Here is an 18678-nt window from a genome sequence, read left to right as displayed (position 1 = left end):
GCAGGATGATTCACAGGTTTTTACTCGCAGTCGCCACCGCGCTTCTGCTGACCGCGTGTGCCAAGGAGGCCACCAAACCCCAGCCCGAAGAGGCTGAGGCCGACACGGCCGCCGTCGAGTTGCACTTTCACGCCATCGCCGGGCTCAACCCCGGAGCCACTGGCCAGCCGGCCCCGGTCCGGGTGCGCATTTTCGAATTGAAAAATGCCGCCACCTTCGGTCGTTCCGATTATTTCGCACTGGCCGAACGAGCCCAGGCGACGCTCGGTGCGGATCTGATCGACCAGGACGAAGTGCTGATCCAGCCTGGCCAGCAGTTGAGTCTGCAGCGTGACCTCGATCCGGCCACCCGCCATATCGGCGTGCTGGTGGGGTATCGCGAGCTGGATCAGTCGCTGTGGCGCACGGTGATGAACGTCCCGCCGCGCCAATACACCGAATACCAGATCAGCCTCGACGTGCGAGCCGTGCGCAGCGCCGTCGCGGTTCCCCCATCCAGCCCTGCCCAATAAACAATCGGAGCCCCCCATGTCCTGGAACAATCGCGTGGTCTGGTCGGAAGGCATGTTCATTGGAACGCAGCACTTCCAGCAGCATGACCGTTACCTGGAGAATCTCATCGACGCCCGGAGTCGCCCATTGTCGGCCGGTGCCTGGGGGTTTTCTGAGTTGCTGATCGACCAGGGCCTGCTGGCCCAGGGCAAACTGGCGATCATCTCGGCGCGGGGCCTGTTGCCAGACGGCACGCCATTCAACATTCCCCAGGATGATCTGGCGCCGAGCCCGCTGAATATCGATGACAACCTGCGCGATGGTTTGGTGTACCTGGCCTTGCCGCTCAAGCGCGCCGGCGCGCGTGACACCGTTGACGAAGGCGAGGCCCTGGGCGCTGCGCGCTATGTGAGTCAGGTGCGCGAAGTGCGGGACGACAACGCGCCGTTCGAAAACCAGGCCCCGGTGGCCGTGGGGTCGAGGGCACTGCGATTATTGGTCGCCCGGGATGGCATCAGCGACTACGCGGCCATCGGCCTGGTGCGAATCAAGGAGAAACGCGCCGACCGCGCCTTGGTGCTCGATGACACTTACATCCCGCCGCTGCTGGATGTGGTCGCCTCCACGCCCTTGGCTGCGTTTCGCAACGAGCTACTGGGCCTGCTTCATCAACGCGGAGAAGCGCTCGCTGGGCGGGTGGTGGCGTCCGGTGCCGGCGGTGCTTCGGAGATTGCCGATTTCATGCTGCTGCAACTGGTCAACCGTGCTCAGCCGTTGATCCAGCACTTGAGCCACTTGAGCCCTTTGCATCCCGAGCGCTTCTACAGCGAGTTGGTGAGCCTGGCCGGGGAATTCTCGACTTTTACCGCTTCCGGGCGGCGACCGCAGGAATTCCCGCAGTACCAGCATGATGACCTCGCGCTGAGCTTTGCGCCGGTGATGCAAGCCCTGCGTGAAGCGCTGTCGATGCTGATCGACAGCAAGGCCACGCCGATTCCGATCGTCGAAAAAGCCTATGGCATTCATGTGGCCATGCTGGCTGACAAGACCCTGCTCGACAACGCCAGTTTTATTCTGGTGGTGCGCGCCGATGTACCTGCCGAGACCCTGCGCAGCCGCTTCGGCCTGCAGAGCAAAATCGGCTCGGTGGAACACATTCGCGACATGGTCAACCTGCAATTGCCGGGCATCGGCCTGCTGCCGCTGCCGGTGGCGCCACGGCAGATTCCCTATCACGCCGGCTCCACCTATTACGAACTCGACCGGGGCAGCGAGCATTGGCAACAACTGGCCAACTCCGGCGGTTTTGCGTTCCACATCGCGGGTCAGTTCCCGGGGTTGAACCTGGCTTTCTGGGCGATCCGAGGATAAACCGCGATGAATAACGACGATCGTACCCAGTTCATGCCGACCCCCGGTGGCCGTGGCGCCGAGCCGGCCCGCCCGGACCCTGGCCGCGCCCAGCCCGCGCCACTGTCGATGCCGGCCGCGCCGCTGTTGACCGGCAAAGCCGAAGGTCTCAACCCCCTGGAGAGCGCCGCGGGCCCGCTGCTGGCTTTGCTGACCCGCTTGCGCAACACCATTGCCCACCCGGCACCGGCGAGTCTGCGGGCGCAACTACTGGCCTACCTGCGCCAGTTCGAGGAGCGCGCCGAGGCCGCCGGCGTGGTGCGCAACGATGTGTTGCTGGCCCGTTACGCCTTGTGCACCGCCCTGGATGAAGCGGTGTTGAGTACGCCGTGGGGTGGCACCGGCGACTGGGGCAAGCAGAGCCTGCTGATCACCGTGCACAACGAGGCCTGGGGCGGCGAGAAGGTGTTCCAGCTATTGGAACATTGCCTGCAAAGCCCCCGCGAACGTTTGTATCTGTTGGAGCTGTTGTACCTGTGCATGTGCCTGGGTTTCGAAGGGCGTTATCGGGTCATGAATGATGGTCGCAGCCAACTGGAGGCGTTGCGTGAGCGCACCAGTGCGGTTATCCGCAGCGCCCGTGGCGAATATGAACGTGAACTGTCGCCCCATTGGCGCGGCGTGACCGTGGCGCGCGATCGACTGGCGCAATTCATGCCGCCATGGATCGCGGTGGCCATCGGTGTGGCGTTGCTGTTGGCCCTGGTGTTCGGCCTGCGCTTGAAACTGGCCGCCGATGCCGAGCCGGTGTTTAAAAACATTCATGCGCTGGGCGAGATCCCGGTGCAGGCCATCGACCGTCCGGTGGTGCAGCCGAAACTGGTCGAGCGGCCACGCTTGGCCGGTTTTCTCGCTGATGAAATCAAGGCCGGCCGGGTGGCCGTGGAAGATGCCGTTGACCGTTCAGTGGTGACTATCCGTGGCGATGAGCTGTTCGCCTCGGGCAGCGCCAGTATCGTCGACAATTTCCAGCCGCTGATGCTGCGCATCGCCGATGCCATTCGCAAGGTCAAGGGGCAGGTCCGGGTGACCGGTCACAGTGACAATCGCCCGATTGCCACCTTGAGGTTTCCATCGAACTGGGCGTTGTCCGAGGCACGGGCCACTTCGGTGCTGCAAATCCTTTCGGCCAAGACCGGCCAGCCCGAGCGCTTCAGCGCCGAAGGCCGCAGCGACACCGAACCGTTGGCCTCGAACGCTACGACCGAGGGCCGCGCACGCAATCGTCGGGTCGAAATCACAGTGTTGGCGGAGGGGGTCGAGTGAAGGCGTTTTTCAGTTTTATGACCCGCTGGGTCATTCCGTTGCTGGGGCTGATCGCCCTGAGCCTGATCATCTGGTTTGTCGGGCCGCTGCTTGAGCTCCTGGTGCCCGAAGGCCGGCGCTGGGCGCTGATCATTCTGCTGTTCGCGGTGTGGATCGCCTATCGGGTGTTTCGCATCATCCAGGCCCGCCGTCAGGCCGCCGAAGTCATGCGCAGTCTGGCGGCGCAAACCCCGCCGGACCCGACCAGCATCGCTACGGCCGAAGAGCTCGAAACCCTGCGCCAGCGCATGGACGAAGCCCTGACGCTGTTGAAGAAAGCCAAGCTGGGCGGCGACGAACGACGCAATCTCTACGAATTGCCGTGGTACGTGATCATCGGCCCGCCGGGTTCGGGCAAGACCACGGCGCTGGTCAACTCCGGTCTGCATTTTCCGTTGGCCGCGCAGTTGGGCGCCGGTGCGGTGCGCGGCGTCGGCGGTACGCGCAATTGTGATTGGTGGTTTACCGACCAGGCTGTGCTGCTCGACACCGCAGGCCGCTACACCACTCAGGACAGCGACGCGACGGTCGACAAGGCCGCATGGCTGGGCTTTCTGGGTCTGTTGAAAAAACAGCGGGCCCGTCGCCCGATCGACGGTGCATTTATCGCTATCAGCCTCTCCGACCTGTTGCTGGGCAGCGACGCCGAGCGCGCCGCCCATGCCGCTGCGATACGCCTGCGCATTCAGGAGCTGTACACCCAACTGGGCGTGCGCTTCCCGATCTACCTGATGCTGACCAAGCTCGATCTGGTGCCCGGGTTCATGGAGTATTTCGACACCCTGAGCAAGGAAGAGCGAGCTCAGGTCTGGGGCATGACCTTCGCTCTGGATGACGGCAAAAGCAATGACAGCCCGCTGGCCCATCTGCAAAGCGAATTCGCCGGTCTGGAGCAACGCCTGAACGATCGGCTGGTGGAGCGCTTGCAGCAGGAACGCGACCCGGCGCGGCGCGATCTGATCTACGGTTTTCCACAGCAGTTCGGCGCGTTGAAGGATTGCCTGCAAAGCTTCCTTGAGGGCGTGTTCAAACCCAACGCCTTTGAAGAGCGGGCGCTGTTGCGCGGGGTGTATTTCACCAGCGGCACCCAGGAAGGCAGCCCGATTGACCGGCTGATCGGCTCCATGGCCCAGAGCATGAACCTGGACCGCCAGCACCTGGTGCGCCAGAACGGCACCGGGCGCAGTTACTTCATCGAAAAGCTCTTCAGCGCCGTGGCCTTTGCCGAGCGTGGGCTGGTGGGTGTCAATCCGAAAGTCGAACGTCGACGCAAGTGGATCGCCCAGGGCGTGCTGGCCTCGACTGTAGCCTTGGTGCTGGTGGTCGGGACCTTGTGGTGGGTCAGCTATCGCGCCAATCAGGCGTATATCGCGCAAGTCGATCAGAAAGTCGTGCCCCTGGGCCAGACCGTGCAGAACCTCAGCCCGGCGCAGCGGGACGTGCTCGCCGTGTTGCCCTTGCTCAACGCAGTGAAGCACTTGGCCGATGATGCGCCGAACTGGGCCGAAGGCTTGGGTCTGTATCAGGGCGACATGCTTGAAGCCGAGTCCGGCAGCGTTTATCGCAAGCTGTTGATCGCGGTCTTCGCGCCGCGCTTGCTCACGCGTATCGAGGAGCAACTGCACGGCGGCGGCAATTCGGACTTCCTTTACGAAGGCTTGAAGGCCTACCTGATGCTCGCCGACAGCGAGCATTACGATGCTGATTTCATCAAGGCATGGATCGCCCTGGACTGGGACCGCAGCCTGCCGCGCGACTTACCGGCCGAGCAGCGCGTAGCCCTCGGTGAGCACTTGCAGGCGCTGTTCGAACGCCATCCGCCCACTGCGCGTCTCGACCCACGCCTGATCGACGATTTACGCCGGCAGTTGCAACAGCTGCCGGTGGCCCAGCGTGTCTACGACCGGATCAAACGGCAGAAGCTGCCGGACGGCATTGCGGACTTTCGTCTTAACGAAGCGGCCGGGCGCGATGCTGCGCTGGTGTTCAGCCGCAAGAGCGGCAAGCCGCTGGGCGACCCCTTGAGTGGCTTCTTCACGGCCAAGGGTTACCGCCAAGGGTTTTTGCTCACCAGCCTGAACCAGACCGGCACCCTGGCCGAGGAGCAGTGGGTGCTCGGTCGCGATCAGGCAGAACAACAGAACGTCGCCAGCCTGGCTGCCGATGTACGCCGTTTGTATTTCCAGGATTACCAGCGCCAGTGGGACGCCTTGTTGGCTGATATCGACTTCGTGCCGATCACCAGCGTGGCCCAGGCCGCCGATGTGCTGCGGGTGATTTCCGGGCCGACTTCGCCGTTGAAAAAACTGCTGGTGGCGGTGGCGAAGGAAACCGACCTGCAACAGGAAGAACGCCTGCTGGCCGCCAAGGGGGCGCCGGTGGAAGGCGGAGTCGACAAACTCAAGGAGCGCCTGGGCACTTTGCTCGGCCAGGAGCAGATGCAAAACACACCCGAGGCGAGTGAAGACCCCGTCACCGCGCACTTTGCTGAACTCAACAGCATTGTCAGCAAGAACGAAGGCGAGCCGGCAGCCATCGACGGCCTGTTGGCCGACATGAACGCCTTGTATGTGCAGGTCAGCGCCATGGTCGGTGCCAGCGGCGACGCCTTGCTTGGCGAAGCCAAGAACCAGGCCGCAGCGGCGGCGACGCGGGTCAGCCTCAACGCCGAGCGTCAACCGGCGTTGGTGCAGGGCCTGGTCAAGTCGGTGGTCAACTCCACCACCAACAGCATGATGGGTGGAGTACGCAATCAACTGAACGCGGCCTGGACCAGCGAAGTGGTGAACATCTATCGCCAGTCCCTGGCCGGGCGTTATCCGATGTCGCCAGGCAGTGCACGGGACGCGACCCTCGACGACTTCGGTCAGTTCTTCGGCGTGGGCGGGGTGATGGACAACTACTTCCGCAAATACCTGCAGCCCTACGTGGATACCTCGACCCAGGCCTGGCGCTGGCAACCGGGCGCCGCGCAGAAGCTCGGCATCGCCCCGGGCGTGCTGCAAACCTTCCAGCGGGCAGCGACCATCCGGGATGCGTTTTTCCGCTCCGGCGGTACCCAACCGATGGTGCGCTTCGAACTCAAGCCCGTGGCCATGGATTCCACCATCACCCAGTTTTTGCTCGACCTCGACGGCCAGCAATTGAGCTACGACCACGGACCTAGCCGTCCGACCGCGATGCAATGGCCCAACCCCGGCAGCATCGGCGTGGTGCGGATCTCGATCATGCCGCCCACGGCCAGCGGTCGGTCCGGCATCACCCTGGACGGGCCCTGGGCCTGGTTCCGCCTGCTCGAGCAATCGGACCTGACCGCCGGCAACTCGCCGGACCGCTTCAACCTACGGTTGCGGGTCGATGGCGCCAGCGCCTCTTATGAGCTACGGGCCAACAGCGCCTTCAACCCGTTCAAGAGCCGTGTGCTCAGCGGTTTCAGCCTGCCGGAGCGCTTATGAGCACGCCGGGCTTCTATGGAAAGTTGGCCAGTCGCGGGGACTTTGTCAGCCGTGGTTTGCCGCAGAGTTTTATCGGCCCTTGGGATTCGTGGCTGGCAGCGGGGTTGCTCGCCAGCCAGAGCCTTGGCGACCGTTGGCTGAATGCCTATCTGGTCAGTCCGCTGTGGCGCTTTATGGTTGCGCCCGGTGTGTGTGGGCCGCAGGCCGCCGTGGGGGTGGTGATGCCGAGCATTGATCGGGTTGGCCGGTATTTTCCGCTGACCGTCGCGGTGCTGCTGGATCACGACGCTGATCCTGCGTCGGTGATAGGCGGCTCGGATATCTGGTTTGAACAGGTCGAGCAATTGCTGTTGAGCACCTTGAACGTGGAGGCAAGCTTCGAGGCCTTCGGTGCAGGACTGGAGGCGCTGGGCAGCCCGGCTTATCTGCGACGCACCCCGAGCGGCCGTTTTGCCGGGTTGCACCGCTTTGATGTCACTGATCCGCAGGCGCGAATGATCGCCCTCGCCGAACAGGCCTGCGAAGGGGCCAGTGTGTGGTGGGGCCAGGGTTCGGAGCGCATCGCCCCCGGTTTATTGCGGTGCCAGGGCCTGCCGGCCGCCGCTGATTTTGCGCAATTTTTGCTCGGCCAAGAAGGTGTTGTGTAGATGTGTTCAAACGTGGGAAGGACCCTCAAGTCTGCAAGCAAAAGCCATGTCGGCATGGTCCGCCAGGTTAACGAAGACGCTTGCCTGGACCTGCCGCAAAAAGGCCTGTGGGTGGTCGCCGATGGCATGGGCGGGCACGCGGCGGGCGACTACGTCAGCAGTCTGATTGTCGACAGTCTGCGTAGCATTGCTGTGGGCCGTTCGCTGGATGAATACGTCGCGGCGTTGAAAACCGACCTGCTGCGGGTCAACGCCGCCGTGCGTGAAGAAACCGCCAACCGCGGCGTGACCATGATGGGCAGCACGGTGGTGGTGCTGGCGGCGCGTGACTTGCGTGGGGTGTGTCTGTGGGCGGGCGACAGCCGCTTGTATCGCCTGCGTGACGGCCGACTCAAACGCATCTCGCGGGACCACAGTTACGTCCAGGATCTGCAGGACAGCGGCCTGCTCAGCGAAGCCGAAGCCCGGGTGCACCCACGGTCCAATATTGTCACCCGCGCTATCGGGGTCCAGGCACAGCTGGAGCTGGCGATGGTCGAGTTGCTGTTGAAGCCCGGCGACAGTTACCTGTTGTGCAGCGACGGGCTGAACAAAACCGTTGAAGATCATGAGATCCGCGAGGTGCTGGGCCACGACGAGCCAGGGGAAATCGCCAGCAGCCTGGTGTCCCTGGGCCTGATGCGCGGCGCTCCGGACAACATCACCGTCATCGTCGTGAAGGTGCCTTTATGAACCTCACCGCGAACATTCTGATCCCGGGCTACGACATCGACGGTGAGATCGGTGAGGGCGCCATGGCCAGCGTTTACCTGGCGACCCAACGCTCGCTGGAGCGCAAGGTGGCGTTGAAGGTCATGGCCGCCGCGCTGGCAGCCGATCCGAGTTTCTGCGAGCGCTTCCTGCGCGAAGGCAAAACCCTGGCGCGCCTGTCTCACCCGCATACGGTCACCATCCATGACATCGGCAATGTCGGTGAGCTGTATTACATGGCTATGGAATACCTGCCCAATGGCACGCTCAAGGAGCGCATTGCCGCCGGCCTGACGCCGGAGCAGGGCCTGATCTACATCCGCCAGATCGCCTCGGCGCTGGGCTATGCCCACGGGCTGGGGCTGGTTCATCGCGACGTCAAACCGGCGAACATTCTGTTCCGCGCCGATGGCACAGCGGTGCTCTCGGACTTCGGCATCGCCAAGTCGCTGGACGACCGCACCCAGTTCACCCAAGCGGGTTTCGCCGTCGGCACGCCCAGCTACATGAGCCCGGAACAGGCGCGCGGCCAGGACATTGACGGCCGGGCCGATCTTTATGCCCTGGGCGTGGTGCTCTACGAAATCCTCGTCGGCAAACTGCCGTACACCGGCAACGACGCGCTCTCTACGGCCCTGGCGCATTTGACCGAACCGCTGCCGGAGCTGCCGGTGCACCACGGCCGTTATCAAGAGGTGCTGCGCAAGCTGTTGGCCAAGGATCCGGCCGAGCGTTTCCCGGATGCAAAGGCGTTGTTGCAGGCGCTGGATAATCTGCCCGGGGAATCGGTTGAAGCGACCACGATCCGGCCGTTGCCCCTTCCAATGAACAATGACCTGGCGGGACTGACGCCGGTGTCCATCGACATTCCGACGAGCCCCGCACAGCCACAACCCCAAGCCAAGCCTGTTGCGCCGACGGCGAAGTCGACGCCGCAATCCCCGGCCTCGGAGCAGCGCAAGGGACCGGTGTTCGCGCTTGCCGCTGTTGCGGTAGCCGTGGTGCTGGCCTTGGGCGGCGCGGGTTATTGGTGGCTGTCCGGTGACGTCGAGGCGGACGCCAAGGTGCCAGTGGCTTCAGTGCCTCCAGTCAAAACACCACCACCAGCCGTGGCGCCACCGGTGAACCCCCCTGTGGCGACAGACGTCGATAATGGTCAGCGCCCGCTGCTGATGGCCGGCAAAAAAACCTTGTTCCAGCGGGTGCTCAGCAAGCCGGGAGCGAAACTCGCCAGTGAACCGGGGGCAGCACCTGACAAGGCCTTGCCGGCGTTTTCCGTGCTTTACGTCTATCAGCGCCAAGAGGTGGCCGGCAGCCCGTGGCTACGCGTCGGCGCCGCCACCGACGGGCGCAGTGACGGCTGGTTGCCAGCCGAGCAAGTCAGCGACTGGAAGCAAAGCCTGGTGCTCAAGTTCACCGAACGCTCCGGTCGTGCGCCGGTGATGTTCCTGCGTCAGCCCGGCGAAGTGGAGCGGCTGCTGGCCGATCCGTCGGCTGCAAAAAACCTGTTGCTCAAGGCCCAGCAGAACCGTGAAGACAATCAGCAGGTGCTGGCCCTGGAACCGGCCGCCAGCGCGGTGCCGCAGAACCAGTTTTATCTGTTGCCGATCTTTGATTCGCGCGAGAGCTTCGATGAAAACGGCCAGCCGGTGCAGTTGCTGAACGTGGCGTCCATCGACCCCGGCAATGCACCGAAGGCCACTGTCGGCAACACTCCGATCAGCGCCGCCAATGCCGATGCATTTCGCACCGCTGTGGTGTTGGTCGTCGACACCACGGTGTCCATGCAGCCCTACATCGATCAGGTCCGCGACGTGGTGCACCAACTGCAAACCCGCATCGCCGAGCGGGGCGAGCTGGACAGTGTCAGCTTTGGCCTGGTGGGGTTTCGAAACAGCATCCAGAAAACCCCGGGCCTGGAATACGTCGCCAAAACCTTGATCACCCTGGACCAGGGCCGCGACCCACAGCGCTTCATGGACCTGGCGCGGCAGGTCAAGGCGTCCACGGTCTCGAGCCATTCGTTCAATGAAGATGCGTTTGCCGGCGTGATGGAAGCGGTCGAGGGCATGGACTGGTCCGGTTATGGCGGACGCTTGATTCTGTTGGTCACCGATGCCGGTGCGTTGCGCAAGAACGACCCGTATGCCGCCACGCAAATGAACGAGGCCGAAGTGCGTCAGGCCGCATTGGGCAAACAGATCAAAATCTACGCCTTGCACCTGCTCAGCGATGCCGGCAAGAAAACCCATGGCGGTGCGCAAAGCCAGTATCGCACCCTGACCGCCGACGCCAACCCGCAGATCGGCGATCTGTACATCCCGGTGCCGGGCGCCGATGTGCGCAAGTTTGGTGAACGGGTGGACGAGATCGGTTCGGTGTTTGCCGACCTGGTGCATCAGGTGCGCAGCAACAAGTCGCAAACCGTGCCGCTGCTGAGCGCTGCGCCGAGCCTGGCCGACAAATCGGCGGCCATCGGCTACGCGATGCACATGGACTTCCTGGGGCGAAAAGCCGCCAGCCAGGCGCCGCAACTGGTCAGCGCCTGGACCGCCGACCGCGACCTGACCAACCCGGCACTGCCGGCGTTCCAGGTGTGCGTGATGCTGACCAAACTGCAGCTCAACGACTTGCAGCAATCGCTGAAACTGATCGTCGACGCCGCCCGCAAGACCCAGACCTCACCGAAGAATTTCTTCCAGGAAATCGCCAGTGCCAGTGCCTACATGAGCCGCGATCCCTCGGCCTTGCGCAAAGGCGGCAATCTGGCCGATGGCGGGGTTTTGGGGGAGTACCTGGAAGGACTGCCTTATCGCAGCAAGTCGCTGAACATGACCCAGGATTTGTGGCTTTCCCTGAGCGTGGCCGAGCAGGAGGACTTTATCGACGAGCTGGACTCGAAAATCCGCCTCTATGAAACCTTCCACAACGACCTGGCCAACTGGGTGCGTTTCGGCGATGCGGAACCGGGTGATGCCTTGTACCGCGTTCCATTGTCGACGCTGCCGTGATGCTGAACATGAGCGCAGTGCACAAAAGCCGGGGCGCCGGCAGCCAGCGCTACAGCCTGGTGATTCCACGGCTGCAACTGCGTGCCGGTGAGCAACTGGCGGTGGTCGGTCCCAGTGGCTGCGGCAAAAGCACGTTGCTCGATTTGCTGGCGCTGGTGCTGGCGCCGGATCAGGCCGGGCAGTTTGATTTTGCGTCCGGCCAAACCACGACGGACATTGCCGGGCTGTGGCGCGCAGATGCGCAAAGTGCCTTGGCGAACCTGCGCAGCCGGCACTTGGGCTACGTGCTGCAAACCGGTGGCCTGCTGGATTTTCTGGACGTGCGCGGCAACATCGACCTGTCGCGCCAACTGCTCGGCTTGAACGACGACGGCAGCGTCGATCGCCTGGCCGGGGCGTTGGATATCATCGATCAACTGGGCAAAAGACCGTGCGACTTGTCCGTCGGCCAACGGCAACGGGTGAGTTGTGCCCGCGCCCTGGCTCATGGGCCGCGCCTGCTGTTGGCCGATGAACCGACCGCTGCCCTCGATCCGCTGAACGCGGAACGCGTGATGCAGTTACTGGTGACCCAGGCTCGTGAACACAGGGTGTGCTGCGTCGTTGCCACCCACGACGAGTCACTGGCCCGCGCCAGCGGTTTGCAGGTGCGACGCATCAGTTGTCATCGCGACGTCGATGGCGGTGTCACCGCCACCCTTGGGGAGGCCTGCTGATGCGCGGCGCGCTGGTGGCTTCCCTGGCCTGGCAGGATTACCGCAACGATGCCTGGCTGTCGGCCTGCTCGGTATTGGCGCTGGTGGCGGTGATCGCACCGCTGCTGGTGCTGTTCGGTTTGAAATTCGGCCTGGTCAGCAGTTTGACCGAGCGCCTGGAAAACGACCCGGCCACCCGGGAGATCATCCCCCTCGGTGGCGGCCGGTTCAGTGCCGCGTTTATCGAGCAGTTGAGCCAGCGCAGCGACGTGTCGTTCGCCTTGCCGCGCACCCGGCAGATTGCCGCGACAGCGGATCTGACCGCAGGCGCTTCGACGGTGACTGTGGAAATGATCCCCACCACCGCCAACGATCCGTTGCTCGGCAGTCTGCCGGTACCCCAAGGGCTGGATCAGGTGCTGCTCAGCCAGACCGCCGCCGAAAAGCTTGGGGCCAAGGCCGGTGATTGGTTACAGGCCGGTTTTGGCCGGCAGGTGGCCGGTCGTGGCGAGGCGCAGCGCACTCGCGTTCAGGTGCTGCAGGTTCTGCCGCTGGAAGCCTTCGCCCGGGACGGATTGTTCGCGCCGTTGACGTTACTGGAAGCGGCTGAAGATTACCGGGACGGCCGCGCCGTGCCTGCGTTCGATTGGCCAGGTGATGCGGTGGGCGCGACGGAGCAGCGGGTATATCCGGCGTTTCGCCTGTACGCCCGCAGCCTCCAGGATGTCGAACCGCTGCGCCAATACTTCGCTGCACAGAACCTGCTGGTCTCGACCCAGGCCCAGGCCATCGCCCAAGTGCAATCGCTGAGCCGCAACCTGTCGATCGTGTTCTGGATCATCGCCGGATTAGCCGTGGCGGGAGCGTTCGCGGCGATTTTTGCCGGGGCGCTGGCGGCGGTCGAGCGCAAGCGTCGAGCGTTATCGGTGCTGCGCTTGCTGGGGTTTTCCACGGCGGCGTTGCTGTTGTTTGTGGTGGTGCAGGCGCTGTACAGCGCCGGCCTTGCCGCCCTGTTGAGTGCCGGGCTGTATGGCCTGGCGCAATCGGGCCTGAACCATTTATTTGCGCAGATGCCGGGCGAGTACGCCAGCCATCTGCTGGCACGTCACTACGCGTTGGCCCTGGCGGCCGTGCTCGGCGTCAGCGCCGTGGCGGCGCTCTGTGGTGGCTGGCGAGTGGCGCGTATCCAGGCGTGTGAAGGAATCCGAGATGTATAAGTTACTGGGCGCCGCCGTGGCGCTGAGCCTGGCCGGCATGGTCTGGGCTGATGAAGGCACCGACAAGCTGGACAACCCCAAGCCGTTGCCCGATGACGTCAGCCTGCCGCTGCCGTGCGAAGGGCAGATGGTGTTCCGTTACGTCTACATCCTGGCCCAGGGCAGTCTGGACGACCGCGAGATCAGCCTCGGTTACCCGTTCAGCGAAGGCGAGGCCGGCTATCAGCAGTCGTTCATTTCCGGTTATCGCCGGGACTTCATCAATGGCCAGTTCACCCTCAAGGATCTGCCCAAGGACTGGAGTAAAAGCATCACCCCGTTGATGCCCAAGACCGACGCCAACACCCCGCTCAAACCGATGCTCTATTTCATCGGCAAATACGAAGTCACCGCCCGCCAATACGCGCAGGTCATGGCCCAGGCGCAATCGTTGGCCAGCGGTGAACCAGCGCCAGCCTGCGAGGCATTGCAGGCTGAAATTCCGCAAGGCATGGCCGGGCGTTTGCCCAAGGTGAAGCTGTCGCGATTCGAGGCGGAACGCTTCTCGGCGGTGTATAGCGCCTGGCTGATGAAATACCACAAGGACCTGCTGCCGGTGAGCGGTCGCGGCACCTCGGCAGAGGAGGGCGGGCTGGGTTTTGTGCGCTTGCCGACCGAAGTCGAATGGGAATTTGCTGCCCGTGGCGGGCAGGCCGTCAGCCGTCAGGACCTGGAAGGGCGCCTGTTTCCCCGGCGCCTGGACGGCAGCGAAAGCGACGGACCGCTGGCCGATTGGGCGGTCTTCAATCAGGTCGCCGGCGGCACCGGTCAGGCCGCGCGGTTGATGCCGATCGGTACCAAACTGCCAAACCCCATTGGCTTGTTCGACGTGATCGGCAACGCCGCCGAAATGGTCCAGGAGTCCTTCCAGCTGGTGCACGCCGGACGCCGCCAGGGAACCTACGGCGGCTTCGTGGTCAAGGGCGGCAATTACCTGGAAGGCGAGGGCACCTTGTTTACCGGGATGCGCCGCGAGTACCCGCTGTTCGCCGCCGACGGCACCGAGCAAAACAACGAAACCACCGGGTTCCGGGTCGCGGTTGGCGCGTTGTCGGCGCCCCGTTCGCGCTACAAGGAACTGTTTGCCCAATGGCAGAAAGAAGGTCGGCTGGCTTCGCTGACCGATGCCATCGATGACGCCCAGGACCCGACCAAACGCCTGGACAGCATCATTGCCGCCAGCGTCGATCCGCGTTTGCAAGCCGAGTTGGGGCTGGTCAACGAAGAGCTCAAGCGCAACGTCTCGCTCATCGCCCAACAGCGCGAGGAAGCGGCCGGCAACCTGATCCAGTCGGCGGCCCTGGTGGCCGAGACCGTCAACAACTACAACATTCGCCTGACCAATTTGCAGAAGAGTCGCCAGCAGGCCGTGGACGCCAAGGACGAGGCCAGCGCCAAGCTGTTCGCCATGGCCATCGACAACGGCCGCAGCGCGCTGGACGGCGCGGTGGCGATCTACATCGACAACCTGGCGACTGGCACGCGCTACACCGATGCCGTGATCCAGGCGCAGTTTCAACGCATCAAGGAAGAGTTGGAGCGCAAGCCGGTACTGGGCAAGAGCCTGGTGACGCGCGCGACGTTATTCGTTCGCCATGTCGGTGATTATCGTCAGCAACGACGAGCCGACCCGGCGGCGATATTGAAGGAATTGCTCGCATCGAACGCTCAGCGGTCTTGATCGTTCGTTGTACAGCGAGCTTGGAAGGGACTCAGGCGGCGATGGGCCGTGCTGAGCTGGTCAAACTTAAACGAGAACACAACTATGCTTTCCTCCCGTAAAGCTTTTGCTTCGGTTTCCAAGCGTCACTTGCTGCTGATCGCTGTTGGCTTCAGCACCGTACTGACCGGTTGCGCTACGTCGCCGACGTCCAAGGTCGCCTCGAGCACCAAGGTCGAGTACTACCCGAACTGCTACGAGCCGGTGCAGCACCTGCGCGCCACCGATTCGAACATGACCAAGTCGGTGGTTACCGGTGCGGCTGTCGGCGCTGTCGGCGGTGCACTGTTGGGCGCCCTGACCGATTCCGAGAACCGTGGCCGCAACGCCGCCATCGGTGCAGCAGGCGGTGCCCTGGCGGGCGGCGCGGTCGGTTACTACAACGAGCGTCAGAAGCAGATCGCCGATGACAACCAGCGCATCGCGTCCTACGCCTCCGACGTCAACAAAAGCGCCGCTGACATCGACCGCAGCACCGCGTACGCCAAGGCTTCGCAACAGTGCTACCAGAGCGCGTTCACCAAACTGGTCGCCGACCGCAAGGCCAAGACCGTCAGCGACACCGAGGGCCGCAAGCGCCTGGCAGAAATCGTCGCCGGCCTCAAAGAGTCCAACGACCTGATCGTCGCGGTGAACGGTAAAGCCAGCGAAGACCTGAACAACTACACCCAGGCCTACGAAAAAGACCTGCAGCAAGTAGGCGTGCAGCGCACTGACGTGGTCACCGTGGCGACCGCCGACACCACACCGGTCGTGACCCCGACCAAGAGCAAAAAAGCGGTGAAACCGGCGAAAAAACCGGTGCTGCCAACCGTGCCGAAAGAAGCGGTCACCACCGAGAAAACCCTGCAAACCGCACAAGCCAAACAGGCGGAAAGCAAGCAAGTCGCCAGCGCAGGCACCTCTCAGGTCAACAGCATGTGCAAGAACCCGGACCTGGGCGACTGGGCACCGGTACCTTGCCCGAATGTTTGATTGAGCTTTCTGTAGGGCTTTGATCATTCCCGCGCACTGCGTGGGAATGATCTGTACTGGCTACGCCTGGGCGCCATGCGCCGCCATCTCCTGCGCTGGCAAATGATCCAGCGCTCGCTTCACCAGCAACTGCGGATTGTCCGCCATTCTGCTCAACGCCAATTTACATCCCTGCCAGCCTCCATAGGGGATGCCGAGTTGGAGCAAGCGCAAACTACCCGACACGCTTACAAGCGAACAAAAGAATGATGTCGGACGCCTCCAGAAAGTACGTCAGAGTTTTCCGCGTTTCAGAATGTTGCGTCAGCAACGCGCGAAGGGCTTCCGATACTTTTGTAAGAAATTTGAGGCGAACAGAATATGTATTTGGAGAGAAGTGGATCAAATACAAGGCGCCATCATTTTGACGGAATCTTGTATTGCTTATTGTCTGTCACTGCTATGTCCATAGATGACTGTAACTTTTCGGAAACCTCCTACATTTTTCATTTTTTATTTTTGTCATGCTGGGTTCCGCTTCAGGGCGTGAATGTTCAGTGATTATCCACTGGTTTGATAAACCGCTCTGGCCCAATGGTTTCGGGGGCAATTCGTCGAGATGGGAGGGTTAAAGCCAGCGTCAGGGAATCCCCTGTCACATATAGGGCTTTCTCCTACATGCAATAGAGAAACCGCCGTTTTATTGTTTATTTGGGTGCTTGCTAATGGCCATCATTGTGATTAGGATGCGCGCACTTGAAAGAGCACGAACTCAATTGGATGAGACTCATCGCAGCTCTTTGATACTGTCCGGCGCCATTGCAACTGCAATGGCCGCATGACCGTTTTCCTAATTAAAGGCCATGGATGTCCTACTCAAGCAAACTTTCTGCCCATTACCTTGAACTCGCAAAAGCCTCTGTTTCCCAAGAGAGTTTCGCGGGCGAGGATGTTCGCTTTTCGAGCGAATACGAGGCATTGGAAAGCGAACTGGCCAAAGCCCAGTCCATGCACGAAAGTGGTCAGATCGACTGGCTGAAAATCCGTGAAAACAGCGAAAACCTGCTGCGCACTCAATCCAAGGATTTGCGTGTCGGCGCGTGGCTGACCTGGGCGCTATACCAGCGTGAATCCTTCCAGGGGCTGCTGGCCGGCCTCGGTTTGTTGCACCATCTTTGCGAAAACCACTGGGCTGAAGTTCACCCGAACAAGGCCCGCACCCGCTCCGCCGCCATCAGCTGGTTGGTGCCGCGTCTTGAGCAGGTGCTGAACGAAAACGTTGCGATCAAAGAGCAGCTGCCGCTGTTCCGCCGGCTGGTCGAGCATCTGGAAGGCCTCGACGCCGCGTGCACCGAGCACTTGGGCGATGATGCGCCGTTGCTGCTGCCGATCTCCCGCCGCTTGAAAAACATGGTTCAGCGCGCTGCCGACAACCAGCCGGAGCCCGGTGTGGTGGGCGCCGCAGTGGCCCAGGTCAAGCAGGCTGCGACTCAGCTGTTCACCCCCGGCGCACCGATCGACAACGAGAAAGAAGCCCATAAGGCCCTGCGCGCTCAGCAGGAAAGCGCCCGTCCGTTGTGCGCCTGGTGGCTCAAGCAGAAAGCCACCGACCTGCGCGCCCTGCGCCTCAATCGTACGCTGCTGTGGCTGCCCATCGACGCGGTGCCCGAGCGCAATGCCGAGCAGATCACCGTCCTGCGTGGCGTGCCGGCAGACAAACTCAAGGCCTATCAGGACCGCTTCGACCAAGGGAAATATGCTGATCTGCTGGTAGAGCTGGAGGCGAGCCTGGCGAAGGCGCCGTTCTGGTTCGATGGCCAGCGAATGGTCTGGGAATGCCTTCAGGGGCTGAACGCCGAGATGGCCATGCGCGAAGTGGAAATCCACTTCGCGCTTTTGGTTCAGCGCCTGCCCGGCATTATCGAATTGCGTTTCCACGACGGCACGCCGTTCGCCGACCCGGCCACCCGCGCCTGGATCAGCGCCCACGTCATGCCGCACCTGCAAAGCGCCAGTGCGCCGCGCAAGGTCGAAGTCGCCGATACCCAGCCGGCCTGGGAACTGGCCCTGGAAGAAGTCATGCCGATTCTGCGCAAGGACGGCCTCAAGGCCGCCGTGCAGATCCTCAAGCAGGGCCTGCAAAGCGCCCACGGCGGGCGGGTTCGGTTCTTCTGGCAGTTCGCCCTCGCGCGGCTGTGCTTCATGGCCAAGAAATACGAACTGGCCAAGACCCAACTCGAAACCCTCGACCAAACATTACAGGACTCAGGCCTGCACGCCTGGGAGCCCGATCTTGCGCTGGAAGTGCTGCATTTGCTGCATAGCTGCTGCGAGTTGTTACCGCAGAACCATGCAGTGCGTGAACGCAAGGAAGAGATTTATCGCAGGCTGTGCCACCTCGATCTCGAAGTGGTACTCGAATAGGCCCCAGGGCCACAACCGCAAGGAGAAAAGCCATGGCCAAAGAAGGCTCGGTAGCCCCCAAGGAACGCATCAACGTCACCTTCAAACCCGCCACCGGCGGTGCTCAGGAAGAGATTGAACTGCCGCTGAAACTACTGGCAATCGGTGACTACACCCACCGCAAGGACGAACGCAAAGTCGAAGATCGCAAGCCGATCAGCATCGACAAGATGACCTTCGACGAAGTGCTGGCCAAGCAAGAGCTGAGCCTGACGCTGAGCGTACCGAACCGTCTTCAGGAAGAAAGCGACACTGAAGAACTGGCCGTGCAACTGCGCGTCAACTCGATGAAGGACTTCAACCCGGCATCCTTGGTCGAGCAAGTGCCTGAGCTGAAAAAACTGATGGAACTGCGCGACGCGCTGGTGGCCCTCAAAGGCCCGCTGGGTAACGCGCCTGCGTTCCGCAAAGCCATCGAAGGCGTGCTCGCCGACGACGAATCCCGCGGTCGCGTACTCGGTGAGCTGGGCCTGAACGCCGCAGCCCAGGACGCCTGAGCCCCCATCAGCCAAGGAAGCCA

General features: G+C 62.6%; 13 protein-coding genes. All 13 read left to right on the top strand.

Going from position 1 to position 18678, the window contains the following annotated elements; genetic code table 11:
- Positions 1–5: 5 nt before the first annotated feature.
- The 13 genes from tssJ to tssB all read left to right on the top strand — a co-directional run bounded on the left by tssJ (position 6) and on the right by tssB (position 18655).
- The gene (tssJ, locus tag AC07V0_RS24415) at positions 6–512 is read left to right on the top strand and encodes a type VI secretion system lipoprotein TssJ (protein ID WP_018927420.1); all 507 of its coding nucleotides are present in this window, start codon (positions 6–8) and stop codon (positions 510–512) included.
- A gap of 16 nt (positions 513–528) precedes the next feature.
- On the top strand, positions 529–1863 hold the full coding sequence (gene tssK / locus AC07V0_RS24410; RefSeq protein ID WP_018927421.1) for a type VI secretion system baseplate subunit TssK: 1335 nt from the start codon (positions 529–531) through the stop codon (positions 1861–1863).
- Between the two features lie 6 nt (positions 1864–1869).
- Positions 1870–3168: a DotU family type VI secretion system protein gene (locus tag AC07V0_RS24405; RefSeq protein ID WP_018927422.1), complete on the top strand. Its 1299-nt coding sequence runs from the start codon at positions 1870–1872 to the stop codon at positions 3166–3168.
- Positions 3165–6662 carry a type VI secretion system membrane subunit TssM gene (tssM, locus tag AC07V0_RS24400; RefSeq protein ID WP_086945201.1) on the top strand — a complete coding sequence of 1166 codons (3498 nt, stop codon included), beginning with the start codon at positions 3165–3167 and terminating at the stop codon, positions 6660–6662. Before AC07V0_RS24405 ends, tssM begins: the two co-directional genes overlap by 4 nt.
- A complete protein-coding gene (gene tagF / locus AC07V0_RS24395; RefSeq protein WP_064621130.1) occupies positions 6659–7309 on the top strand; it encodes a type VI secretion system-associated protein TagF in 651 nt (216 codons plus the stop codon). Before tssM ends, tagF begins: the two co-directional genes overlap by 4 nt.
- 12 nt (positions 7310–7321) lie before the next feature.
- A complete protein-coding gene (locus AC07V0_RS24390; protein ID WP_173861179.1) occupies positions 7322–8041 on the top strand; it encodes a PP2C family protein-serine/threonine phosphatase in 720 nt (239 codons plus the stop codon).
- A complete protein-coding gene (locus AC07V0_RS24385; RefSeq protein WP_086945199.1) occupies positions 8038–11070 on the top strand; it encodes a serine/threonine-protein kinase in 3033 nt (1010 codons plus the stop codon). Before AC07V0_RS24390 ends, AC07V0_RS24385 begins: the two co-directional genes overlap by 4 nt.
- Positions 11070–11786: an ABC transporter ATP-binding protein gene (locus AC07V0_RS24380; RefSeq protein WP_064621127.1), complete on the top strand. Its 717-nt coding sequence runs from the start codon at positions 11070–11072 to the stop codon at positions 11784–11786. Before AC07V0_RS24385 ends, AC07V0_RS24380 begins: the two co-directional genes overlap by 1 nt.
- Positions 11786–12982 carry an ABC transporter permease gene (locus tag AC07V0_RS24375; protein ID WP_019650065.1) on the top strand — a complete coding sequence of 399 codons (1197 nt, stop codon included), beginning with the start codon at positions 11786–11788 and terminating at the stop codon, positions 12980–12982. Before AC07V0_RS24380 ends, AC07V0_RS24375 begins: the two co-directional genes overlap by 1 nt.
- Complete coding sequence (locus tag AC07V0_RS24370; protein WP_019650066.1) at positions 12975–14702, top strand: formylglycine-generating enzyme family protein; 1728 nt, start codon at positions 12975–12977, stop codon at positions 14700–14702. The genes AC07V0_RS24375 and AC07V0_RS24370 overlap by 8 nt, the downstream gene beginning before the upstream one ends.
- An 84-nt stretch (positions 14703–14786) precedes the next feature.
- Positions 14787–15716, top strand: coding sequence for a type VI secretion system-associated lipoprotein TagQ (gene tagQ, locus AC07V0_RS24365; protein WP_064621125.1), 930 nt, complete (start codon positions 14787–14789; stop codon positions 15714–15716).
- Between the two features lie 846 nt (positions 15717–16562).
- Positions 16563–18119 (top strand): type VI secretion system protein TssA, encoded by a 1557-nt coding sequence (tssA, locus tag AC07V0_RS24360; RefSeq protein WP_495019979.1) that lies wholly within the window; start codon positions 16563–16565, stop codon positions 18117–18119.
- A gap of 32 nt (positions 18120–18151) precedes the next feature.
- Complete coding sequence (gene tssB, locus AC07V0_RS24355; protein WP_007934526.1) at positions 18152–18655, top strand: type VI secretion system contractile sheath small subunit; 504 nt, start codon at positions 18152–18154, stop codon at positions 18653–18655.
- The last annotated feature ends 23 nt before the right edge of the window (positions 18656–18678 follow it).

It is taken from the genome of Pseudomonas sp. GW821-FHT01E10 (assembly GCF_059422365.1).
The sequence above is the reverse complement of the archived record's forward strand: the minus strand, read 5'-3'. Positions and strand labels throughout refer to the sequence as shown.

Excerpts from the sequence above, each read along its gene's own strand:
- tagQ (WP_064621125.1), top strand. The coding sequence starts at position 14,787 with ATGCTTTCCTCCCGTAAAGCTTTTGCTTCGGTTTCCAAGCGTCACTTG.
- tssB (WP_007934526.1), top strand. The coding sequence starts at position 18,152 with ATGGCCAAAGAAGGCTCGGTAGCCCCCAAGGAACGCATCAACGTCACC.
- AC07V0_RS24375 (WP_019650065.1), top strand. The coding sequence starts at position 11,786 with ATGCGCGGCGCGCTGGTGGCTTCCCTGGCCTGGCAGGATTACCGCAAC.
- AC07V0_RS24385 (WP_086945199.1), top strand. The coding sequence starts at position 8,038 with ATGAACCTCACCGCGAACATTCTGATCCCGGGCTACGACATCGACGGT.
- tagF (WP_064621130.1), top strand. The coding sequence starts at position 6,659 with ATGAGCACGCCGGGCTTCTATGGAAAGTTGGCCAGTCGCGGGGACTTT.
- AC07V0_RS24405 (WP_018927422.1), top strand. The coding sequence starts at position 1,870 with ATGAATAACGACGATCGTACCCAGTTCATGCCGACCCCCGGTGGCCGT.
- AC07V0_RS24370 (WP_019650066.1), top strand. The coding sequence starts at position 12,975 with ATGTATAAGTTACTGGGCGCCGCCGTGGCGCTGAGCCTGGCCGGCATG.
- AC07V0_RS24380 (WP_064621127.1), top strand. The coding sequence starts at position 11,070 with ATGCTGAACATGAGCGCAGTGCACAAAAGCCGGGGCGCCGGCAGCCAG.
- tssA (WP_495019979.1), top strand. The coding sequence starts at position 16,563 with ATGTCCTACTCAAGCAAACTTTCTGCCCATTACCTTGAACTCGCAAAA.
- tssK (WP_018927421.1), top strand. The coding sequence starts at position 529 with ATGTCCTGGAACAATCGCGTGGTCTGGTCGGAAGGCATGTTCATTGGA.
- tssJ (WP_018927420.1), top strand. The coding sequence starts at position 6 with ATGATTCACAGGTTTTTACTCGCAGTCGCCACCGCGCTTCTGCTGACC.